Genomic DNA, 22,442 nt, shown 5'->3' on the forward strand with positions numbered 1-22,442 from the left:
GATTACGCGTCGCCGAAACGACGACGTGGTGCTGCCGGTGCGCCGTCATCACGGCGTGGCGCCGGCTTGCCGTCGCGGTTGTAGTTACCGCCACGACGCTCGCCGCCGTTGCCGCCTTCACGACGTTCGCCGAAGGAGCGACGCGGGCCGCCTTCGCGACGTTCGCCGTTGAACGGACGACCGTTGCCGCGACGCTCGCCGCCGTTGCCACCGTCACGACGCTCGCGACGTTCGAACGGCTGTGCATCGCCCAGCAGCTGCATGTTCATCGGCTTGTTCAGGATGCGGGTGCGAGTGAAGTGATTCAGGATCTCGCCCGGCATGCCTTTTGGCAGCTCGATGGTGGAGTGGGAAGCGAACAGCTTGATGTTACCGATGTAACGGCTGCTGATGTCGCCTTCGTTAGCGATAGCGCCAACGATGTGACGCACTTCTACGCCATCGTCACGGCCCACTTCGATGCGGTACAGCTGCATTTCGCCAACGTCACGACGTTCGCGACGCGGACGATCGCCGTCACGGCTGTCACGACGGTCGCCACGATCACCGCGACGATCGTCACGGTCGTTGAACTCGCGGCGCTGACGCGGCTTGAAGACCGGATCCGGCGGCAGGATCAGCGGACGTTCGCCCTGTGCCATTTTCAGCAGCGCGGCGGCCAGAGTTTCCATATCCAGCTCTTCTTCCGGCTGCAGTTTGGTCAGCAGTGCGCGGTACAGGTCCAGATCGCTGCTTTCCAGCTGCTGCTGAACTTTCGCGGCGAACTTGGCCAGACGACGCTCGCCCAGCAGTTCTGCGTTCGGCAGTTCCACTTCAGGGATGGTCAGCTTCATGGTGCGTTCGATGTTGCGCAGCAGGCGGCGTTCGCGGTTTTCCACGAACAGCAGCGCGCGGCCGGCGCGGCCCGCACGACCGGTACGGCCGATACGGTGAACGTAAGACTCGGAGTCCATCGGGATGTCGTAGTTGACAACCAGGCTGATGCGCTCAACGTCCAGGCCACGGGCCGCAACGTCGGTCGCGATCAGGATATCCAGACGACCATCTTTCAGGCGCTCCAGAGTCTGCTCACGCAGCGCCTGGTTCATGTCGCCGTTCAGCGCGGCGCTGCTGTAACCGCTGCGCTCCAGCGCTTCGGCCACTTCCAGGGTCGCGTTCTTGGTACGGACGAAGATGATCGCCGCGTCAAAGTCTTCGGCTTCCAGGAAACGCACCAGCGCTTCGTTTTTACGCATGCCGTAGACCGACCAGTAGCTCTGGCTGATGTCCGGACGGGTGGTGACGCTGGATTGGATGCGCACTTCCTGCGGCTCTTTCATGAAGCGGCGGGTGATGCGACGGATCGCTTCCGGCATGGTGGCGGAGAACAGCGCGGTCTGATGTTCAGCCGGGATCTCAGCCATGATGGTTTCTACGTCTTCGATAAAGCCCATGCGCAGCATTTCGTCGGCTTCATCCAGCACCAGACCGCTCAGGTTGGAGAGGTTCAGGGTGCCGCGCTTCAGGTGGTCCAGCAGACGACCTGGGGTACCCACAACGATTTGCGGGCCCTGGCGCAGAGCGCGCAGCTGCACGTCGTAACGCTGGCCGCCGTACAGGGCTACCACGTTGACGCCGTTCATGTGTTTGGAGAAATCGGTCATCGCTTCAGCAACCTGAACCGCCAGTTCGCGGGTCGGTGCCAGCACCAGGATCTGAGGTGCTTTCAGGTCTGCCTGCAGGTTGTGCAGCAGCGGCAGCGAGAACGCTGCAGTTTTACCACTACCGGTCTGTGCCATGCCCAGCACGTCGCGACCGTTCAACAGGTGAGGAATACACTCAGCCTGGATCGGAGATGGTTTTTCATAGCCCAGATCGTTCAGGGCGGAAATGATTGGAGCAGACAGCCCCAGATCAGCAAAAGAGGTTTCAAACTCAGTCGTCATGTACACGTGCCTCATTAATAATGGCAGCCAGTCTACATAACTCGTCGAGAAAATTTTCAGTCATTTTCATTGAAAAGTGTGAACCGGCTCAAATTAGATTATAAAACGAACAAAAAAGCCCTCGCCCGTGAAGGCGATAACTTTGGTTAAAAACCAATGTCCATCAGGCTGATAGGTGTTCGTCAGCTATTGCTGGTCCGATTCCGATAGGTCGTCTTGCTCTTGGCCCAAAAGCGCCAATTCCAACAATGCATAGCGGTGCTCAACGAAGTTGTGAACGTTGTTAGACACCGTCAGTTTGAACAGCGCCGAAGCGGTGTCCTTGTCCCCCAGACTCAGGTAGTGTTTACCCAAATAGAAGTCAGTTTCACTGAGATGCTCAGCGAGCGAAGTGTTATCCGTTGCATCTGCCTTGAGGCGTTCCATCAGCGTTTTTTCGCTGATCTTGCCCAGGTAGAATTCGACAATATTCCATCCCCATTGCCCTCTGTCCGCTTTGTCATAGCGCTGCTGAAGCGCTACCTCGGCCTTCTTGGGATCGATTTCTCTCTCCACCAGATACAGCCATAACGAACGGAAGGGATCGTTTGGGTCGTCTTGATAAAACGCCTGCAGATCATCCTGCGCCAACGGGAAGCGGCCGCCATAATACAGTGCGATGCCCCGGTTTAAACGCGCGTAATTGTAAGTTGGATCAAGCTCTAGTACAGAATCAAACGCTTCATAGGCAGCATCAAAATTGCCTGCCTGCGTTAAGTAAATGCCCAGGTAGTTGAAAACTTCCGGCATGTCGGGACGTATCGCCAGCGCCTGCGAGAAATCATTGCGCGCTAATGCACGTAACCCGAGGCTATCATACAGCACACCGCGCTCATATAAAAGCTGTGCGCGTTCGTCATCCGTCAGTGCCCGGCTGGCAAGAATTTGTTCCATGCGCGCCAGGATCACTTCCTGCTGCAACGTTGGCTGCAACGGGATTGCCAAAACTTCGTCTTTACGCCAATCATGGTTGCTGCATCCTGCCAGCATGAGTGCTGTCGCAACGTAACACCAGCGCAAGAAAGGCTTCATTTCCCACTCCCGAAGACAAACATTGGATGAACGTCCTGTCCTCCGTTTGCTAAAACGCGGGCATCCTACCCGCGCGATACGAACAGCCCCCAACCCCGTGGCGGGGAGCTGTAAAACTATCTATACAGTTATTCTGCTTCAGGCGCAGGTGAACCTGCTTCCGGCGCCATCGCTTCTTTGATACTCAGACGCACGCGGCCCTGACGGTCAACTTCCAGTACCTTAACCGGCACTTCCTGACCCATCTGCAGATAGTCGGTCACTTTCTCAACGCGCTTGTCGGCGATCTGAGAAATGTGCACCAGACCTTCTTTACCACCGCCGATAGCGACGAATGCGCCGAAATCAACGATACGGGTCACTTTACCCTGGTAGATACGGCCCACTTCGATCTCTGCCGTGATCTCTTCGATGCGACGGATAGCGAATTTCGCTTTCTCACCGTCGGTCGCAGCGATTTTAACTGTACCATCATCTTCGATTTCGATGGTAGTGCCAGTCTCTTCGGTCAGTGCACGGATAACGGAACCGCCCTTACCGATCACGTCTTTGATTTTATCCGGGTTGATGCGGATAGTATGAATACGCGGTGCGAATTCGGAGATATCGCCGCGCGGAGTGCTGATAGCCTGTTCCATTACGCCCAGGATGTGCAGACGCGCGCCCTTGGCCTGGTTCAGAGCCACCTGCATGATTTCGCGGGTGATGCCTTCGATTTTGATGTCCATCTGCAGCGCGGTGATACCGTCGCGGCTACCGGCCACTTTGAAGTCCATGTCGCCCAGGTGATCTTCGTCACCCAGAATGTCGGACAGAACCACATAGTTGTCGGCTTCTTTCACCAGGCCCATCGCGATGCCCGCAACGGCGGCCTTGATTGGCACACCGGCGTCCATCAGCGCCAGAGACGCGCCGCACACGGAAGCCATGGAAGAAGAACCGTTGGATTCGGTGATTTCAGACACCACGCGAACCGTGTACGGGAAATCTTCCGGTTTAGGCATCATAGCCAATACGCCGCGTTTCGCCAGGCGACCGTGACCGATTTCACGACGCTTAGGAGAACCGACCATGCCGGTTTCGCCTACGGAGTACGGAGGGAAGTTGTAGTGGAACAGGAAGCTGTCGGTCTTCTCGCCCATCAGCTCGTCCAGGTTCTGGGCGTCGCGCGCGGTGCCCAGGGTCGCGGTAACCAGCGCCTGAGTTTCGCCACGGGTGAACAGCGCGGAACCGTGGGTGCGCGGCAGTACGCCGGTGCGCACGTCCAGGCCACGGATCATGTCTTTTTCACGGCCGTCGATACGCGGCTCGCCACGCAGTACGCGGCTGCGCACCACGTTTTTCTCCAGGTTACCCAGGATGTCCTGGATCTCACCGGCGTCCAGCGTTTCGTCCTGCGCCAGCAGGGTTTCAACCACGCTGTCTTTGATCGCGTCAACCTGAGCGTAACGCTCTTGTTTTTCGGTGATGTGGTAAGCGTCGCCCAGGCGAGCTTCGGCCAGTTCAGCCACGCGCGCGTGCAGCGCTTCGTTGACCGCAGGCGCCTGCCAATCCCACTTCGGTTTGCCCGCTTCGGCAACCAGCGCGTTGATATTTTCGATAACCACTTGCTGCTGGTCGTGGCCGAACACCACGGCGCCCAGCATCTGATCTTCGCTCAGCACGTCCGCTTCGGATTCAACCATCAGCACCGCACCGGCAGTACCGGCAACCACCAGATCCAGACGGCTTTCTTTCAGCTCGTCGGTCGTCGGGTTCAGCACGTACTGATCGTTGATGTAACCTACGCGCGCTGCGCCGATTGGGCCGTTGAACGGAATACCGGACAGGCTCAGGGCCGCGGAAGCACCGATCATCGCAACGATGTCCGGGTTCACCTGCGGGTTAACGGAAACCACGGTCGCGATCACCTGAACTTCGTTCAGGAAGCTGTCCGGGAACAGTGGGCGGATCGGGCGGTCGATCAGACGGGAAGTCAGGGTCTCGCCTTCGCTCGGACGGCCTTCGCGACGGAAGAAGCTGCCCGGGATACGGCCGGCGGCGTAGGTACGCTCTTGGTAGTTAACGGTCAGCGGGAAGAAGCTCTGGCCCGGCTTGGCTTTTTTCTGGCCAACGACGGTAACGAATACGGCGGTGTCATCCATGCTCACCATAACGGCGGCGGTGGCCTGACGAGCCATCATACCGGTTTCGATGGTGACGGTATGCTGGCCATACTGGAATTTGCGAATGATCGGTGTCAGCAAAATTATATCCTTGATTAACGGCGCGCAATCGCATTGACGACTCGACACGCCTGTGACTCGATTTGCCTTCTCACTACATCCTCGCGACTAATGACAATCCTTATCTCAGGCAGGAGATAAAGCCTCTCATTAGCCGCGCGAACCTCTGTAACGGAAGAACCTGTTTGGAAACATCAGTAATACATTAACCTGATTTGCTTATGCTTCCTAGAAGAAAGGGGCCAAAATAGGCCCCTTTCCACTGAAACTTGCTAGATTAGCGACGCAGACCCAGACGCTCGATCAGGCTGGTGTAACGTGCTACATCTTTACGCTTCAGGTAGTCCAGCAGCTTACGACGCTGAGAAACCATACGCAGCAGACCACGACGGCTGTGGTGATCTTTTTTGTGCTCGGAGAAGTGGCCTTGCAGATGGTTGATCTGCGCAGTCAGCAGGGCAACCTGAACTTCGGTAGAACCGCTGTCGTTAGTACCACGACCGAAATCAGCTACGATTTGAGCTTTAGCTTCAACACTTAGAGACATTGTAATACTCCAGATTATAGATAATAAAAACAGGCGCCGATCTCTAATTCAGCAACCCAATGCATAAGCTGCGCCATTCTACTCTTAGCGCAGTGCGATCGCAAGGCGACGCAGTGCCCCGCCGTCAGTCGAAATGTTCGACCACCAGGCGGCGCGGCGCCACGCGACCATCCTCGGCGATGTCACCAACGCCGATGAATTTCCGCTCTTCACCCTCGGTGATACGCACCATGCCGGAGGCCGGCGCACCGGCCACCTGCACCGGCTGCCCCTGCTTGACGTAGCCCGCCACCACCGGCAGCAAATTCACTTCCGGATAGTTCTCAACCGGGCTGTCCATCGGCATCAGCAGCGGATCGAGCAGCTCGCCGGGCGCGATCGCCTGTTCCTGCGCCTGCGCCAGCAAGGCGTTCAGCTGTTCCAGCGTCACCATGCGCGCGATCGGGTAAGTCGCCACCTGCAGGCGGCGCAGATAGATCACGTGCGCGCCGCAGCCCAGCAGCTCGCCGAGATCGTCGGTGATGGTGCGGATGTAGGTGCCTTTCGAGCAGTGGATCTCCAGCTCCAGCTCATCCCCTTCCCAGCGGATAAACTGCAGCTCGTACACCGTGATGCTGCGCGCTTCGCGCGGCACTTCAATCCCCTGGCGCGCATACTCGTAGAGTTTCTTGCCCTGGTATTTCAGCGCCGAATACATCGACGGCACCTGCTGGATGTCACCGCGGAAGGTGTCCAGCGCCGCGTCGAGCTGCGCCTGGGTAAAGTTCACCGGGCGCTCCTGCACGATCTGACCGTCGGCGTCCGAGGTATCGGTACGCTGCCCCAGCTTGGCGATCACCCGATAACGTTTATCGGAATCGAGCAGGTATTGCGAAAACTTGGTCGCTTCACCCAGGCAGATAGGCAGCATGCCGGTCGCCAACGGATCGAGCGCGCCGGTGTGGCCCGCCCGGTTGGCGTTGTACAGGCGCTTTACTTTTTGCAGCGCATCGTTGGACGACAAACCCTGTGGCTTGTCCAGCAACAGCACGCCGTGGATATCACGGCCGCGGCGACGAGGGCGACTCATCAGTCCTCCTTGTCATCGCCTGAGGCGGAACGGCGCTCGGCGTCGTTCTTCACCACGTTGGTCACCAGGTTGGACATGCGCATGCCTTCAACCAGGGAGTTGTCGTAAGCGAAGGTCAGCTCCGGCACCACGCGCAGGCGCATCGCTTTGCCCAGCAGAGTGCGGATGTAACCGGAAGCGTCCTGCAACGCTTTGATGCCGTTGGTGACCAGATCCGGATCGTGGTTCTCGGTCAGCACGTTCAGGAAGGTGACGTAAACCTTGGCATACGCCAGGTCACGGGACACTTCCACGCCGGAAACGGTCGCCATACCGACGCGCGGATCTTTCACTTCACGCTGCAGAATGATCGCAATCTCTTTCTGCATCTCTTGCGCCACGCGTTGACCGCGGCTGAATTCTTTTGCCATTTTGGATTCTCCAGACAAATCGGGGGGCACAAAGGCCCCCCGTAAACAGATATAAGCAGATGTGCAATCGTTAAGCGATGGTGCGTTGGATCTCAATGATTTCGAACACTTCGATCATGTCGCCGACGCGCACGTCGTTATAGTTCTTAACGCCGATACCACATTCCATGCCGTTACGGACTTCGTTAACGTCATCTTTGAAGCGACGCAGGGATTCCAGCTCGCCTTCATAGATAACCACGTTGTCGCGCAGTACGCGGATTGGGTTGTGACGCTTGATGGTCCCTTCGGTAACCATACAGCCGGCGATAGCGCCGAACTTAGGCGATTTGAACACGTCGCGCACTTCGGCCAGGCCGATGATCTGCTGCTTGTATTCCGGCGCCAGCATGCCGCTCATCGCCTGCTTCACTTCGTCGATCAGGTTATAGATCACGGAGTAGTAACGCAGATCCAGGCTTTCCGCTTCGATCACGCGGCGCGCAGAAGCGTCGGCACGCACGTTGAAGCCCAGGATGATGGCGTTGGAAGCCGCTGCCAGCGTCGCGTCGGTTTCGGTGATACCACCTACGCCGGAGCCGACAATCTTCACCTTCACTTCGTCGGTGGAGAGTTTCAGCAGCGAGTCGCTGATCGCTTCGCAAGAGCCCTGAACGTCGGATTTCAGTACGATGTTCAGCTCGGACACTTCGCCGTCGGTCATGTTGGCGAACATGTTTTCCAGCTTGGACTTCTGCTGACGCGCCAGTTTGACTTCGCGGAACTTGCCCTGACGATACAGCGCCACTTCACGCGCTTTCTTCTCGTCACGCACCACGGTCGCTTCGTCACCCGCTGCAGGCACGCTGGACAGACCCAGGATTTCCACAGGGATAGACGGACCGGCGGAGGTCACTTCACGACCCAGCTCGTCGCGCATCGCACGCACGCGGCCGTATTCGAAGCCACACAGGACGATGTCGCCCTTGTTCAGCGTACCTTCCTGAACCAGCACGGTAGCCACCGGGCCACGGCCTTTATCCAGGAAGGACTCGATCACCACGCCACTCGCCATGCCGCTGCGTACCGCTTTCAGTTCCAGAACTTCGGCCTGCAGCAGGATAGCCTGCAGCAGCTCGTCGATACCGGTACCGGCTTTCGCGGACACGTGGACGAACTGCGCTTCGCCGCCCCACTCTTCCGGCATAACGCCGTACTGGGACAGTTCCTGCTTAACGCGGTCCGGATCGGCTTCCGGCTTGTCGATTTTGTTCACCGCAACCACCAACGGCACCTGCGCCGCTTTCGCGTGCTGGATAGCTTCGATGGTTTGTGGCATCACGCCGTCGTCGGCCGCCACCACCAGAACCACGATGTCAGTCGCCTGAGCACCGCGAGCACGCATCGAGGTAAACGCAGCGTGGCCCGGGGTATCCAGGAAGGTGATCATGCCGTTCTCGGTTTCTACGTGGTAGGCACCGATGTGCTGGGTAATGCCGCCGGCTTCGCCCGCCGCCACTTTGGTGGAGCGGATGTAATCCAGCAGAGAGGTTTTACCGTGGTCAACGTGGCCCATGATGGTCACGACCGGCGCGCGCGGCTCGGCCGCAGCGCCCGTATCACGGTCGCTCATCAGCGCTTCTTCCAGCTCGTTTTCACGACGCAGGATAACTTTGTGGCCCATCTCTTCGGCAACCAGCTGCGCGGTTTCCTGGTCGATAACCTGGTTGATGGTGGCCATGGCGCCCAGCTTCATCATCACTTTGATGACCTGAGAACCTTTTACCGCCATCTTGTTGGCCAGCTCGGCCACGGTGATGGTTTCGCCGATCACCACGTCGCGGTTAACCACCTGCGCCGGCTTGTTGAAGCCCTGCTGCAGAGCGCTAGGCTTGCGTTTGCCTTTACCACCACGGGTAACGGCGCGCGCTTCTTCGCGATCCGCTTTGGATTCGGACAGCTTGTTGCCTTTCTTCTGCTTGGTGGCTTTGCCGCCGCGGGTGCGGCTGCGACGATCGCCTTCAACTTTGGCGTCGTTTTCATCTTCCGCGGCACGGGCGTGCTGAGAGGTGGTCACGTGATAGTCGGCGCTTTCAACCGCGGCGCTTGCCGCGTCTGCCTGGGCCCACTTCTCGCCGTTCTCTTCGGCCATGCGACGGGCTTCTTCCGCCACGCGCTTGGCTTCCTCTTCAACCTTGCGGCGCACTTCCTCTTCCGCTTTGCGTTTCAGTTCAGCGGCTTCGGCTTCACGGCGTGCTTTTTCCGCCTGAGCTGGCTTGGTCATTTCGTCGGTATGTTGATTGGTCACTTTTTCTTTTTCCGCTGAATTACGCTTAGCAATCTCCGCGGCCTCACGTTTGGCTTGCTCTTCGGCTGCGCGCTTCGCTTCCGCTTCGCGTTTTGCGAGCTCTTCCGCTTCGCGCCGTGCCTGCTCTTCCGCTTCACGCTGTGCCTGCTCTGCCGCTTCAGCCAACTGGGCTTCCTGCGTATCGCGATTTACATAAGTGCGTTTCTTGCGGACCTCAATTTGCACCGATTTACTTTTACCGCCGGTGCTCGGGATATTCAAGGTGCTGCGCGTTTTGCGCTGCAAAGTGAGTTTACCCGGCGCGCTGCCGTGTTCACGGTTCAGGTGCGCCAGCAATGTTTCTTTTTCTTGCTGGGTAACAGAGTCCGACTCGGACTTGTTGATCCCTGCATCAGCAAACTGCTGTACCAGGCGATCAACCGGAGTCTGAATCTCTGCTGCCAGCGATTTTACGGTTACATCTGTCGTCATGCTGTTCCTTCCTGCTACAGTTATTACGCGTTGTCGCCAAACCAACAGATATTGCGCGCAGCCATGATCAGCTCGCCGGCTTGCTCGTCGCTAAGCCCTTCAATATCAGCCAGATCGTCAACACCCTGCTCGGCAAGATCTTCCAGCGTACAAACCCCACGCGCGGCCAGTTTAAAGGCCATGCTGCGCTCAAGACCCGGCAGGTTGAGCAAATCGTCGGCCGGTTTGTTGTCGCCCAGGCTTTCTTCTTGTGCCAGGGCCAGCGTGGTCAATGCAGCTTTGGCGCGTTCGCGCAATGCTTCAACCGTATCTTCATCCAGACCGTCGATTTCCAACAGCTCTTTGATCGGCACGTAGGCCAGCTCTTCCAGCGTGGAGAAGCCTTCTTCAACCAGTACGGTGGCGAAATCTTCGTCGATATCAAGATACTTGGTGAAGGTATCAATAGCGGCATGAGCCTCGGCCTGGTGCTTGGCCTGCAGGTCGTCCGCCGTCATCACGTTCAGTTCCCAACGATCGTCGCCGCGGTGTTGTTTCAGCAGCTGGGAAGCCAAACGCACGTTTTGGCCGTTACGGCCGATCGCCTGTGCCAGGTTGCTGGCTTCAACGGCGATATCCATGGTGCAGTTATCTTCATCTACCACGATCGACGCGACGTCGGCCGGCGCCATGGCGTTGATGACGAATTGCGCTGGATTATCATCCCACAGGATGATGTCGATGCGTTCGCCGCCGAGCTCGCTCGACACGGCCTGAACGCGCGCACCGCGCATACCTACGCAGGCGCCGACCGGGTCGATGCGCTTGTCGTTGGTTTTCACTGCAATTTTCGCACGGGAGCCAGGATCGCGGGCTGCCGCTTTAATTTCAATCACTTCTTCGCCGATTTCCGGCACTTCGATGCGGAACAGTTCTTTCAGCATTTCCGGGCTGGAACGGCTGACGAACAGCTGCGCGCCGCGGGCTTCAGGACGCACGGCGTACAGTACGCCGCGAATGCGGTCGCCCGGACGGAAGTTTTCGCGCGGCAACATGTCTTCACGGCCAATCACCGCTTCGGCGTTGTTGCCCAGATCCAGCGCGATGCTGTCACGGTTCACTTTCTTCACCACGCCGGTGACGATCTCGCCTTCGTGTTCACGGAAAGCGTCGACCACCATCGCGCGCTCGGCCTCGCGCACTTTCTGCACGATAACCTGCTTGGCGGTTTGGGTGGTGATACGGTCGAAGGTCACGGATTCGATCTGATCTTCGACGTAGCCGCCGAGCTCGATGCTCGGATCTTCAAACTGAGCGGCTTCCAGCGTGATTTCACGCGTTGGCTGAGTCACTTCGTCTACGGCGACCCAACGGCGGAAGGTATCGAAATCGCCGGTCCTGCGGTCAATGCTGACGCGCACGTCGATTTCCTGCTCGTATTTTTTCTTGGTTGCGGTGGCTAATGCAGTTTCCAGCGCTTCGAAAATCTTCTCGCGCGGAAGGGATTTTTCATTGGAAACTGCTTCAACAACAGCCAGAATCTCTTTGTTCATCCTAGTTGCCTCTTCCAAACTTTAAAAGTGGGGTACCAGGTTCGCTTTCTGGATGTTGCTCAGCGCGAACACTTCATCTTTCCCTTCCACAGTAACCGTGATCATCTCGCCTTCGACAGACTTGATAATACCCTGCCACTTGCGACGGTTCTGTACCGCCATGCGCAGGACCAGGCTGACTTCTTCACCGAGGTAACGCGTATAGTGTTCTGCGGTGAACATCGGGCGATCAAGGCCAGGAGAGGAGACTTCCAAGTTGTAAGCGACCGTGATTGGATCTTCGACGTCCAATACAGCGCTGACCTGGTGGCTGACATCAGCGCAATCATCAACATTGATGCCGTTGTCACTATCAATATAGATGCGGAGCGTCGATTGGCGCGCACGAATGAATTCGATGCCTACAAGCTCAAAGCCCAACGCTTCTACGGGTGCCGAAAGCATCTCTGTTAACTGTTGCTCTAATGTGGACAAGCCCACCCCCAAGACATAAAAAAAGGGCTAAATAGCCCAGTGATTCTGTTGCCAAATAACAAAAAACCCCGAAAAATCGGGGCTTTATGCAACTGGACCCTGTTTGCCGCTAGGCGGCCTCGGTACAACTTTCGAGCAAGTGTCATTTTCAAATGTTGATCGAGAAAAGCGGATTTCAATCGAAAAGTGTATTTGAAAATAAACACTTAAAGGAAAGTGGTTGCGGGGGCCGGATTTGAACCGACGACCTTCGGGTTATGAGCCCGACGAGCTACCAGGCTGCTCCACCCCGCGTCCGAAAACGTGGCAAATACTACGCCGATAATCGCAAAATTGCAAGTTATCTCTGGGATTTGGTACCGAGGATGGGACTCGAACCCACAAGCCCGTTAGGGCACTACCACCTCAAGGTAGCGTGTCTACCAATTCCACCACCTCGGTACTGATTCTTACTGCTAACGGCCGTTGTTCTTTCGAGTTCACAACCACCGTTTACAAACTTTGTTGCGGCTTACTGCGGGATGTCGCTGCTCGGCTTGGCAGGTGCTGCCGGCGCGGTTGTCTGCTCAGTTTTCACCGGCTGACCGAGGTTTTCCCACTCGCTGCCTTTCTTGCTTTGGTTGCTGCTGAGGTTGCCCAGAATCAGGCTGATGACGAAGAACAGCGTCGCCAATACAGCAGTCATGCGGGTCATAAAGTTACCGGAACCACTCGAACCGAACAACGTGCCTGATGCACCTGCTCCGAAAGAGGCTCCCATATCAGCGCCTTTACCTTGCTGCAACATAATCAGAGCAACCAGCCCGATTGAAATCAGCAGGAAAATTACCAGAAGAGCTTCGTACATAGTAGTACCCGTATCCTTGCGGCCTCACCGCATGCCAAATGCTTCACACTCATCAAGCAGGCGTGTTTATAAACTGCCTACTGAAGCGGGTGTGAATACTAACCAAAGCCGCCAACCCGCGCAAGGGCAATTTGCAGCCGCCGGCGCGTTTGCGGAAAAAAACGCCAACAATCGTCTGTTCGGGCTCAGCGATGCCAAGCCCGGCGGCTAACTGTCTGTTTTAACCTGCGGATTTCACCGCATCGGCGATGCGATGTGCCAGCGCGGTCACCTGCTGCTCGTCCTCGCCTTCCACCATCACGCGGATCAGCGGTTCAGTGCCCGATTTGCGCAGCAGCACCCGGCCGCGACCGGCCAGCTCGGCTTCCACCTGTTCGGTGACCTTGCGCACCGCTTCGGACTCCAGCGGATTGTGATCGCCGGCGAAACGCACGTTGACCAGGATCTGCGGCAACAGCTTCATGCCGCTGCACAGGTCATGCAGGCTCATGTGGTTGCGCACCATGGCGGTCAGCACCTGCAACCCGGCCACGATGCCGTCGCCGGTGGTGGTTTTGTCCAGCAAGATCACATGGCCGGAGTTTTCCGCACCGATGCGCCAGCCCAGCTCCTGCAGCTTCTCCAGCACGTAACGGTCGCCCACTTTGGCGCGAGCGAACGGAATGCCCAGCTGCTTCAGCGCCAGCTCCAGCCCCATATTGCTCATCAGGGTGCCGACCGCGCCGCCGCGCAGCTGCCCCTGACGCAGGCCTTCGCGGGCGATGATGTACAGGATCTGATCGCCGTCCACCTTATTGCCCAGGTGATCCACCATCATCACGCGGTCGCCGTCGCCGTCGAATGCCAGGCCAACGTGCGCTTTTTCCTGCAGCACGCGCTCCTGCAACTGACGCACATCGGTAGCGCCGCATTTCTCGTTGATGTTCATGCCGTCCGGCTCAACGCCGATGGCGATCACCGTAGCGCCCAGCTCGCGCAGCACGCTCGGCGCGATGTGGTAAGTCGCGCCGTTGGCGCAGTCGACCACGATTTTCAGCCCTTTCAGGCTCAGCTCGCTCGGGAAGGTGCCTTTGCAGAATTCGATATAGCGGCCGGCGGCGTCGATGATGCGGCTGGCTTTACCCAGTTCCGAGGACTCCACGCAGGTCAGCGGCTTTTCCATCTCGGCCTCGATCGCTTCTTCGACATTGTCCGGCAGCTTGGCGCCGTCGATCGAGAAAAACTTGATGCCGTTGTCATAGAACGGGTTATGCGAAGCGGAAATGACAATGCCCGCTTCGGCGCGGAAGGTGCGCGTCAGATAGGCTACCGCCGGCGTGGGCATCGGCCCGGTGAAGGAAGCGGACAATCCGGCGGCCGCCAGGCCGGCTTCCAGCGCGGACTCCAGCATATAGCCGGAGATGCGCGTATCCTTACCGATGATGATCTTGCGCGAACCGTGACGCGCCAGCACTTTACCGGCCGCCCAGCCCAGCTTCAGCACGAAGTCCGGCGTGATGGGGCTGTCCCCGACCTTGCCACGGATGCCGTCGGTGCCAAAATATTTGCGCTCGCTCATGTCTCTACTGTCCCTTAGCTGAAAGTGTTGCCTCGACGACACGCATCGCCTCGACGGTTTCTTTAACGTCATGCACTCTGACAATCTGCGCACCCTGCATCGCCGCGATCACCGCGCAGGCCACGCTGCCGATAACCCGTTGATCCGGCGGCACGTTCAGCAGTTGTCCAATCATCGATTTGCGCGACATGCCGACCAACAGCGGCAAACCAAAACGATGAAACTCCGACAACCGAGCCAGAAGCTGATAGTTGTGCGACAAATTTTTACCGAAACCGAAGCCGGGGTCGAGCAGCAATTTCTGATTTGTTATCCCTGCCTCGTTACAGCGCTGGATATGGTGTTCGAAAAACGTCTGAACATCGGCGATCAGATCGTCGTAGTGCGGAGCCTGCTGCATGGTGCGCGGCTGCCCCTGCATATGCATCAGACAGACCGGCAGGCCGCTTTCCGCCGCCGCCGCCAGGGCATCCGGCTCCTGCAGCGAACGGATGTCGTTGATCAGATGGGCGCCGGCCTGCGCCGATTCGCGGATCACGCCCGCCTTCGAGGTATCGACCGAGATAAAGACCTCGAAGCGCTGCGCCAGCGCTTCCACCACCGGCACGACCCGTTCCAATTCTTCCTCTTCGCTCACCTCCGCCGCCCCCGGCCTTGTCGATTCGCCGCCGATATCAATCATCGTGGCGCCGGCCGAAATCAGCGCATGCGCATGCACCAGCGCCTGGTTCAGGGTGTTGTGGCGGCCGCCGTCGGAAAACGAATCCGGTGTCACGTTGAGGATGCCCATCACCTGTGGATGGGAGAGATTGAGCGTCATGTCGCGCACGGTTAACTGCATGTTGGTCCACCTTACTGTTGCCTGGTTCACTGCCCGCCGGGCAAAAAAAAACCCCGGCGTACCGGGGTTTGATGTTATTACACAGCCGTTGTTACTTGTCGAGCTGTTCGGACATGGTGTTGCCCGGCGTTGGGGTGCGCGGCTCATCTACCGGCGTCGGGGCTTTCGGGGTGCCGCCGTTGTCGGAGCTGTTGCCTTTGTTCGCATCGTCCCAGCCCGCCGGCGGACGCACGTCTTTGCGGTTCATCAGATCGTCGATCTGCGGCGCATCGATGGTTTCATACTTCATCAGCGCATCCTTCATCGAGTGCAGGATGTCCATGTTTTCCATCAGCAACGAGCGAGCACGCGTGTAGTTACGTTCGATCAGCGACTTCACTTCCTGGTCGATGATACGCGCGGTTTCATCCGACATGTGCTTCGCCTTGGCCACGGAGCGGCCCAGGAACACTTCACCCTCTTCTTCCGCATACAGCAGCGGCCCCAGCTTCTCGGAGAAGCCCCATTGGGTCACCATGTTGCGGGCGATGGAGGTCGCCACTTTGATGTCGTTCGACGCACCGGTAGAGACTTTCTCCGGCCCGTAGATGATCTCTTCCGCCAGACGGCCGCCGTACAGGGTGGAGATTTGGCTCTCCAGCTTCTGACGGCTGGCGCTGATCGCATCCCCTTCCGGCAGGAAGAAGGTCACGCCGAGCGCACGGCCACGAGGAATGATCGTCACTTTATGTACCGGATCATGTTCAGGAACCAGGCGGCCAATGATGGCGTGGCCCGCTTCGTGATACGCGGTCGACTCTTTCTGCGCTTCGGTCATTACCATGGAGCGGCGTTCCGCACCCATCATGATCTTGTCTTTGGCTTTCTCGAACTCCACCATAGACACCACGCGCTTGTTGCCGCGGGCGGCGAACAGCGCCGCTTCGTTGACCAGGTTGGCCAGATCGGCACCGGAGAAGCCCGGCGTACCGCGCGCAATGACGGAGGCGTCGATGTCGGCAGCCAACGGCACGCGGCGCATGTGCACCTTCAGGATCTGCTCACGGCCACGCACATCCGGCAGCCCGACCACGACCTGACGGTCGAAACGGCCCGGGCGCAGCAGCGCGGGGTCAAGCACGTCCGGACGGTTGGTGGCCGCGATGACGATGATGCCCTCGTTGCCTTCGAAACCGTCCATCTCAACCAGCATCTGGTTCAGGGTCTGCTCGCGCTCATCGTGACCGCCACCCAGGCCGGCGCCACGCTGGCGGCCGACGGCGTCGATTTCATCGATGAAGATGATGCACGGCGCGGCTTTCTTCGCTTGTTCGAACATGTCACGCACGCGGGATGCGCCCACGCCGACGAACATTTCGACGAAGTCGGAACCGGAAATGGTGAAGAACGGCACCTTCGCTTCGCCGGCGATCGCTTTCGCCAACAGCGTTTTACCGGTCCCCGGCGGGCCAACCATCAGCACGCCTTTCGGGATCTTGCCGCCCAGCTTCTGGAAACGGCTCGGTTCGCGCAGGTATTCCACCAGTTCGCTCACCTCTTCTTTCGCTTCGTCACACCCGGCGACATCGGCGAAAGTGGTCTTGATCTGGTCTTCCGTCAGCATGCGGGCCTTGCTCTTGCCGAAGGACATCGCGCCCTTGCCGCCGCCGCCCTGCATTTGCCGCATAAAGAAGATCCAGACCCCGATCAGCAACAGCATCGGGAACCAGGAGATAAAGATAGAAGCCAGCAGGCTCGGCTCTTCAGGCGGCTCGCCGACAACTTTCACATTCTTCGTTAACAACGTATCCAGCAACTTAGGATCGTTGACAGGGATGTAGGTCGTGTATTTGTTACTGTCTTTCTTGGTAACGTTAATTTCACGTCCGTTGATTCGCGCTTCGCGAACCTGGTCCTGGGTCAGTTCGGACATGAAGGTAGAGTAATCCACCCTACGGCCATTCGACTCGCTGGGCCCAAAGCTCTGGAATACAGACATCAACACTACCGCGATGACTAACCAGAGAATTAGGTTTTTCGCCATGTCACTCAAGGGATTAACCTCATCTTACAACTGTGTTAACAAACAGCGTTAGGGTACTACAGTTTGCGCCCTGTCGCTACAATGTACACTTCGCGCGAACGGGCGCGGGAAGCGTCTGGCTTACGAATCTTAACCTTCGTAAACAGGGAGCGAATTTCCCGTAGGTACTCGTCAAAGCCATCTCCCTGGAACACCTTCACCAGGAAACTTCCGCCTGGTGCGAGGACATCACGACACATATCCAGCGCCAACTCCACCAGATACATCGACCTTGGAATATCGACCGCCGGGGTGCCACTCATATTCGGGGCCATATCGGACATGACCACCTGAACCTTACTCTCGCCTACTCGTTCCAACAGTGCCTTCAGCACCAGTTCATCACGAAAATCGCCCTGAAGGAAATCGACGCCAACGATAGGATCCATTGGCAAAATATCACAGGCGATGATGCGCCCGGTACCGCCGATTTGGGTGACCACATACTGCGACCAGCCGCCCGGTGCGGCGCCCAGGTCAACCACGGTCATGCCCGGTTTGAACAGTTTGTCGCTCTGCTGTATTTCATCAAGTTTAAACCAGGCACGGGAACGCAGTCCCTTTTTCTGCGCCTGCTGTACATATTTATCGCTAAAGTGTTCTTGTAACCAGCGACTGGAGCTAGCCGAACGCTTTTTATTAGCCATCTCGTTTTCCAACTATCATAAAAAGAGTCTTATGTCAGGGTCGCTGCTCACGTAGACTCACACCGGTGAAGACCGATTTGGTGATATACATGAGATGGCGGTAGAATGTACCGTTTTCAATCCCAACTTAAGCAAAAAAGACAATGAATCTGAATAATAAACAAAAACAGCACCTGAAAGGCCTGGCGCATCCGTTAAAACCGGTGGTGATGCTGGGCAATAACGGTCTTACCGAAGGGGTGCTGGCTGAAATTGAACAGGCTCTGGAGCATCATGAGCTGATCAAGGTAAAAATCGCCGCTGAAGATCGCGAAACCAAGACCCTGATCGCCGACGCTATCGTGCGTGAAACGGGCGCCTGCAATGTGCAAGTTATCGGCAGTACGCTTATTCTTTACCGCCCGTCGAAAGAGCGCAAGATCAGTCTACCGCGTTAATAACCATCAGGTTAACGAAAAGGTGCCATGCGCCTGACCAAGATAAAAGGCCGCTTGCGGCCTTTTTCCTATCTTTACAAAACGTTGGCGCATTAATGACCAACGGACTCGATCAGAGATACTCGACCTTCAGGATCTCGTATTCCACGTCGCCGCCTGGGGTTTTGATCACCACCACATCGTCTTGCTCTTTGCCAATCAGGCCACGCGCCATCGGCGAGTTTACCGAAATCAGATTTTTCTTGAAATCGGCCTCATCGTCGCCAACGATGCGGTAAGTCACTTCTTCTTCACTGTCCAGATTCATCACCGATACGGTGGCGCCGAAGATCACCCGACCGGTGTTCGGCATCTTGGTGATATCGATCACCTGCGCATTGGACAGTTTGGCTTCGATTTCCTGAATGCGGCCTTCGCAGAAACCCTGCTGTTCGCGGGCGGCATGGTACTCGGCATTTTCTTTCAAGTCGCCGTGTTCACGCGCTTCAGCGATATCCGCAATGATTTTCGGGCGGCGCACGCTTTTCAGATATTCGAGCTCTTCGCGCAGTTTTTCAGCGCCAAACAAGGTCATCGGAATTTGGTTCATCGTATAAATACCTCTAAATCTTTCCTGTTCAAATAACCGTCATCCTGACGTATTCGTATGAAAACACGGTTGGCATACCGCCCCCCGCCTCCAGGCGACAAACAAAAGAAACCTGACTCGGAACGTAGCCCAAGCCAAGATCGGTTTTGCATTTTGATACGCATTTTAGCCTAGAGTTCCTTGAGGGTCATCGTTTACTTTTTCCCTGATTGCACCGTAGTATGACGGCACGTTATCCAGCTGTTATCCCGAGATTATGCGTTTTTCACGAATTGTCAGTGCATTGGCTTGCGCATTTGTTCTGAATGCGAATGCGGCCCCGGTTGAAGAGTACACACAATATCTGCCTGATGGGGCCAACCTTGCCCTGGTCGTTCAGAAGATCGGCGCCGGTGCGCCGACGATCGATTACCACTCTCAGCAGATGGCGCTGCCGGCCAGTACCCAAAAAGTGCTGACGGCGCTGGCGGCATTGCTGCAACTCGGGCCCGATTACCGTTTCACCACCACGCTGGAGAGCCAGGGCGATATCCGCGACGGCGTGCTGCGCGGCAACCTGATCGCCCGCTTCAGCGGCGATCCGACCTTCAAACGCCAGAGCCTGCGCAATATGGTGGCCGTCCTGAAAAAGCAGGGCGTGCGCCAAATCAGCGGCGACGTGCTGGTCGATACCTCGGTCTTCGCCAGCCATGACAAAGCGCCCGGCTGGCCGTGGAACGATCTGACGCAGTGCTTCAGCGCGCCGCCGGCCGCCGCCATTGTCGATCGCAACTGTTTCTCGGTCTCGCTGTACAGCGCGCCGAATCCGGGCGACATGGCGTTTATCCGCGTCGCCTCCTATTATCCGGTTAATATGTTTAGCCAGGTGCGCACCCTGGCGCGCGGCTCGGCAGATGCGCAGTACTGCGAGCTGGACGTGGTGCCGGGCGAGCTGAACCGCTTTACCCTGACCGGCTGCCTGACGCAGCGCAGCGAGCCGTTGCCGCTGGCCTTCGCCATCCAGGACGGTGCCAGCTATGCGGGCGCCATCCTGAAAGACGAGCTGAAGCAGGCCGACATCCAGATCGACGGGCATTTGAAACGCCAGACGCGCCCCGGCATCACCGGCACGGTGATCGCGCAAACCCAGTCGGCGCCGCTGCACGATCTGTTGAAAATCATGCTGAAGAAATCGGACAACATGATCGCCGATACCGTCTTCCGCACCATCGGCCACGAACGCTTCGGCGTGCCGGGCACCTGGCGAGCCGGTTCCGATGCGGTACGGCAGGTGCTGCGCCAGAAGGCCGGCATCGATCTGGGCAACACCATCATCGCCGACGGTTCCGGCCTGTCGCGCCACAACCTGCTGGCCCCGGCGACCATGATGCAGGCGCTGCAGTACATCGCGCAGCACGACAACGAGCTGAACTTTATCTCGATGCTGCCGCTGTCCGGCTATGACGGCACCCTGCGCTACCGCGGCGGCCTGCATGAGGCCGGCGTAGACGGCAAGGTGTCGGCCAAGACCGGCGCGCTGCAGGGCGTCTACAACCTGGCGGGTTTCATCACTACCGCCAGCGGCCAGCGCATGGCCTTCGTGCAGTATCTCTCCGGCTACGCCGTGCCACCGGAAGATCAGAAACAGCGCCGCGCGCCGCTGGTGCGTTTCGAAAGCCGCCTGTATCGGGATATTTACCAAAACAACTGAGGATCGCCATGAAGCTGCTGGTCGTTGAAGATGATGAACTGCTGCAACAAGGGCTGGCGCTGGCGCTGACCGGTGAAGGCTACGTGTGCGACTGCGCCGCCACAGCGGCGGAGGCCAGCAGCCTGCTCATCACCAGCCAATACAGCATGGTGATCCTGGATCTCGGCCTGCCGGACATGGACGGCGCAGCGCTGCTGCGGCAGTGGCGCCGCCAGCAGATCGATCTGCCGGTGCTGATCCTGACCGCCCGCGACGCCCTGGAAGACCGCGTCGATGGGCTGGACGCCGGCGCCGACGACTACCTGGTCAAACCCTTCGCGCTGGTTGAGCTGCAGGCGCGCGTGCGCGCTCTCCTGCGGCGCTACCAGGGCCACAGCGACAATCTGATGCAGGTGGATGACCTGCAGTTGAATCTCTCCAGCCAGCAGGTCTATCTGCAACAGCAGCCGGTGGAGGTCACGCCGAAAGAGTTCGCCATTCTGGCGCGCCTGATCATGCGTGCCGGGCAGACGGTCAACCGCGAACTCCTGCAGCAGGATCTCTACACCTGGCAAGATGATTTAGGTTCCAACACCCTGGAAGTGCATATTCACAACCTGCGCCGCAAACTGGGCAAGGATCGCATTCGCACCGTGCGCGGCATCGGCTACCGCCTGGAACCCTCGTCATGATCAGCATGCGCCGCCGCCTGCTGCTGATGCTGGCGCTGATCCTGCTGGTCACGCAACTCATCAGCGCCTTCTGGCTGTGGCACGAAAGCCAGGAGCAGATCAGCTTCCTGGTGGACGAAACCCTGTCCGCCAAAGTGCGTACCGAACGCGTCGATACCGAGATCGCCGAGGCCATCGCATCGCTGTTGGCGCCTTCGCTGATCATGATGATCGTCACCCTGTTGGCGTCATTCTGGGCTATCAGCTGGATCATCCGCCCACTCAACCAACTGCAGCAGCGGCTGGAAAAGCGCTCTGCCGATAACCTGACGCCTCTGCCGATCACCAGCGATAGCCAGGAAATGGTGGCCGTCACCAATGCGCTCAATCAGCTGTTCTCACGGTTGGACAACACCATTCAACAGGAACGCCTGTTCACCGCCGACGCCGCCCACGAACTGCGCACGCCGCTGGCCGGCATCCGCCTGCATTTGGAATTGATGGAAAAACAGGGCGTCAAGGGCAGCCAGGCGCTGATCGCCCGCATCGATCAGCTGATGCATACCGTCGAGCAGTTGCTGATGCTGTCGCGCGCCGGGCAAGACTTCGCCAGCGGCCATTATCAGCATTTCGATTGGGTGGCCGATGTGATCCAGCCGCTGCGCGAAGAGCTCGACGAAATGGCCGCCCAACGCAGGCAGACGCTGGGCTGGCAATTGCCGGCTGCTGCCACAGTGAACGGCGATCCGGTGCTGCTGCGGCTGCTGCTGCGCAACCTGGTCGAAAACGCCCACCGTTACGGCCCGGAAGGCGGCGCAATACAGGTGCGGTTAACGCCGCAAGACAACGGCTATCTGCTGCAGGTCATCGACGATGGCCCGGGGATCAAGGAAGAGATGGTCGGGGAACTGACGCAGGCGTTTCGCCGCATGGATCAACGCTACGGCGGCAGCGGACTGGGCCTGAATATCGTGATCCGCATCGCGCAACTGCACCAGGGGCGTTTGACGCTGGAAAACCGCCGCGATGCGCGCGGCCTGAATGCCCAGTGCTGGCTGCCGGAAAAGGCGCTCAAATAATAAGGGCCCAGCGTTGCTGAGCCCTTTATCA

General features: G+C 58.1%; 20 protein-coding genes and 2 tRNA genes. 4 read left to right on the forward strand and 18 right to left on the reverse strand.

What is annotated here, in order from left to right; genetic code table 11:
• Window positions 1-2 precede the first annotated feature (2 nt).
• The 17 genes from ACJ8QF_RS20135 to rlmE all read right to left on the reverse strand — a co-directional run bounded on the left by ACJ8QF_RS20135 (window position 3) and on the right by rlmE (window position 17,966).
• Window positions 3-1,925: a DEAD/DEAH family ATP-dependent RNA helicase gene (locus tag ACJ8QF_RS20135; RefSeq protein ID WP_004933492.1), complete on the reverse strand. Its 1,923-nt coding sequence runs from the start codon at window positions 1,923-1,925 to the stop codon at window positions 3-5.
• A complete protein-coding gene (gene yrbN / locus ACJ8QF_RS20140) occupies window positions 1,915-1,995 on the reverse strand; it encodes a protein YrbN (protein ID WP_099032700.1) in 81 nt (26 codons plus the stop codon). The genes ACJ8QF_RS20135 and yrbN overlap by 11 nt, the downstream gene beginning before the upstream one ends.
• Before the next feature lie 116 nt (window positions 1,996-2,111).
• Window positions 2,112-2,996: a lipoprotein NlpI gene (nlpI, locus tag ACJ8QF_RS20145; RefSeq protein ID WP_004933495.1), complete on the reverse strand. Its 885-nt coding sequence runs from the start codon at window positions 2,994-2,996 to the stop codon at window positions 2,112-2,114.
• A 128-nt stretch (window positions 2,997-3,124) separates the two neighbouring features.
• A complete protein-coding gene (pnp, locus tag ACJ8QF_RS20150) occupies window positions 3,125-5,242 on the reverse strand; it encodes a polyribonucleotide nucleotidyltransferase (protein WP_004933498.1) in 2,118 nt (705 codons plus the stop codon).
• 256 nt (window positions 5,243-5,498) lie between these two features.
• On the reverse strand, window positions 5,499-5,768 hold the full coding sequence (gene rpsO, locus ACJ8QF_RS20155; RefSeq protein WP_004933502.1) for a 30S ribosomal protein S15: 270 nt from the start codon (window positions 5,766-5,768) through the stop codon (window positions 5,499-5,501).
• 124 nt (window positions 5,769-5,892) lie between these two features.
• On the reverse strand, window positions 5,893-6,837 hold the full coding sequence (gene truB, locus ACJ8QF_RS20160; protein ID WP_004933505.1) for a tRNA pseudouridine(55) synthase TruB: 945 nt from the start codon (window positions 6,835-6,837) through the stop codon (window positions 5,893-5,895).
• Window positions 6,837-7,247: a 30S ribosome-binding factor RbfA gene (rbfA, locus tag ACJ8QF_RS20165; protein WP_004933508.1), complete on the reverse strand. Its 411-nt coding sequence runs from the start codon at window positions 7,245-7,247 to the stop codon at window positions 6,837-6,839. Before rbfA ends, truB begins: the two co-directional genes overlap by 1 nt.
• 70 nt (window positions 7,248-7,317) lie before the next feature.
• Window positions 7,318-10,005, reverse strand: coding sequence for a translation initiation factor IF-2 (infB, locus tag ACJ8QF_RS20170; RefSeq protein ID WP_004933511.1), 2,688 nt, complete (start codon window positions 10,003-10,005; stop codon window positions 7,318-7,320).
• A 23-nt stretch (window positions 10,006-10,028) separates the two neighbouring features.
• On the reverse strand, window positions 10,029-11,537 hold the full coding sequence (gene nusA / locus ACJ8QF_RS20175; protein WP_004933514.1) for a transcription termination factor NusA: 1,509 nt from the start codon (window positions 11,535-11,537) through the stop codon (window positions 10,029-10,031).
• Between the two features lie 21 nt (window positions 11,538-11,558).
• Complete coding sequence (gene rimP / locus ACJ8QF_RS20180; protein ID WP_004933515.1) at window positions 11,559-12,011, reverse strand: ribosome maturation factor RimP; 453 nt, start codon at window positions 12,009-12,011, stop codon at window positions 11,559-11,561.
• 217 nt (window positions 12,012-12,228) lie between these two features.
• Window positions 12,229-12,305, reverse strand: a tRNA-Met gene (locus ACJ8QF_RS20185).
• Window positions 12,306-12,365: 60 nt separating this feature from the next.
• A tRNA-Leu gene (locus ACJ8QF_RS20190) sits at window positions 12,366-12,452 on the reverse strand.
• Between the two features lie 70 nt (window positions 12,453-12,522).
• Entirely contained in the window at window positions 12,523-12,858 is a 336-nt protein-coding gene (secG, locus tag ACJ8QF_RS20195; protein ID WP_004933519.1) for a preprotein translocase subunit SecG, read from the reverse strand.
• A gap of 220 nt (window positions 12,859-13,078) precedes the next feature.
• Entirely contained in the window at window positions 13,079-14,416 is a 1,338-nt protein-coding gene (gene glmM / locus ACJ8QF_RS20200; protein WP_004933522.1) for a phosphoglucosamine mutase, read from the reverse strand.
• A 4-nt stretch (window positions 14,417-14,420) separates the two neighbouring features.
• Window positions 14,421-15,257: a dihydropteroate synthase gene (gene folP, locus ACJ8QF_RS20205; RefSeq protein ID WP_131164161.1), complete on the reverse strand. Its 837-nt coding sequence runs from the start codon at window positions 15,255-15,257 to the stop codon at window positions 14,421-14,423.
• A 91-nt stretch (window positions 15,258-15,348) separates the two neighbouring features.
• Entirely contained in the window at window positions 15,349-17,280 is a 1,932-nt protein-coding gene (ftsH, locus tag ACJ8QF_RS20210) for an ATP-dependent zinc metalloprotease FtsH (RefSeq protein ID WP_004933529.1), read from the reverse strand.
• A 56-nt stretch (window positions 17,281-17,336) separates the two neighbouring features.
• Window positions 17,337-17,966: a 23S rRNA (uridine(2552)-2'-O)-methyltransferase RlmE gene (rlmE, locus tag ACJ8QF_RS20215; RefSeq protein ID WP_004933533.1), complete on the reverse strand. Its 630-nt coding sequence runs from the start codon at window positions 17,964-17,966 to the stop codon at window positions 17,337-17,339.
• Between the two features lie 143 nt (window positions 17,967-18,109).
• On the opposite strand from rlmE, the gene yhbY reads away from it, so the two are divergent.
• Window positions 18,110-18,403: a ribosome assembly RNA-binding protein YhbY gene (yhbY, locus tag ACJ8QF_RS20220; protein WP_004933536.1), complete on the forward strand. Its 294-nt coding sequence runs from the start codon at window positions 18,110-18,112 to the stop codon at window positions 18,401-18,403.
• Between the two features lie 112 nt (window positions 18,404-18,515).
• On the opposite strand, the gene greA is transcribed toward yhbY, so the two are convergent.
• On the reverse strand, window positions 18,516-18,992 hold the full coding sequence (gene greA / locus ACJ8QF_RS20225) for a transcription elongation factor GreA (RefSeq protein ID WP_004933539.1): 477 nt from the start codon (window positions 18,990-18,992) through the stop codon (window positions 18,516-18,518).
• 256 nt (window positions 18,993-19,248) lie between these two features.
• On the opposite strand from greA, the gene dacB reads away from it, so the two are divergent.
• From dacB to pmrB, 3 genes are read left to right on the forward strand one after another with little or no spacing between them, the layout of a single operon-like run.
• The gene (gene dacB / locus ACJ8QF_RS20230; RefSeq protein ID WP_015376410.1) at window positions 19,249-20,682 is read left to right on the forward strand and encodes a serine-type D-Ala-D-Ala carboxypeptidase; all 1,434 of its coding nucleotides are present in this window, start codon (window positions 19,249-19,251) and stop codon (window positions 20,680-20,682) included.
• 8 nt (window positions 20,683-20,690) lie between these two features.
• On the forward strand, window positions 20,691-21,353 hold the full coding sequence (pmrA, locus tag ACJ8QF_RS20235) for a two-component system response regulator PmrA (RefSeq protein ID WP_004933545.1): 663 nt from the start codon (window positions 20,691-20,693) through the stop codon (window positions 21,351-21,353).
• The gene (gene pmrB / locus ACJ8QF_RS20240; RefSeq protein WP_131164162.1) at window positions 21,350-22,411 is read left to right on the forward strand and encodes a two-component system sensor histidine kinase PmrB; all 1,062 of its coding nucleotides are present in this window, start codon (window positions 21,350-21,352) and stop codon (window positions 22,409-22,411) included. Before pmrA ends, pmrB begins: the two co-directional genes overlap by 4 nt.
• Window positions 22,412-22,442 lie beyond the last annotated feature (31 nt).

The sequence above is a fragment of the Serratia sp. CY81684 genome (assembly GCF_052166595.1).
GTDB lineage: Bacteria > Pseudomonadota > Gammaproteobacteria > Enterobacterales > Enterobacteriaceae > Serratia > Serratia nematodiphila.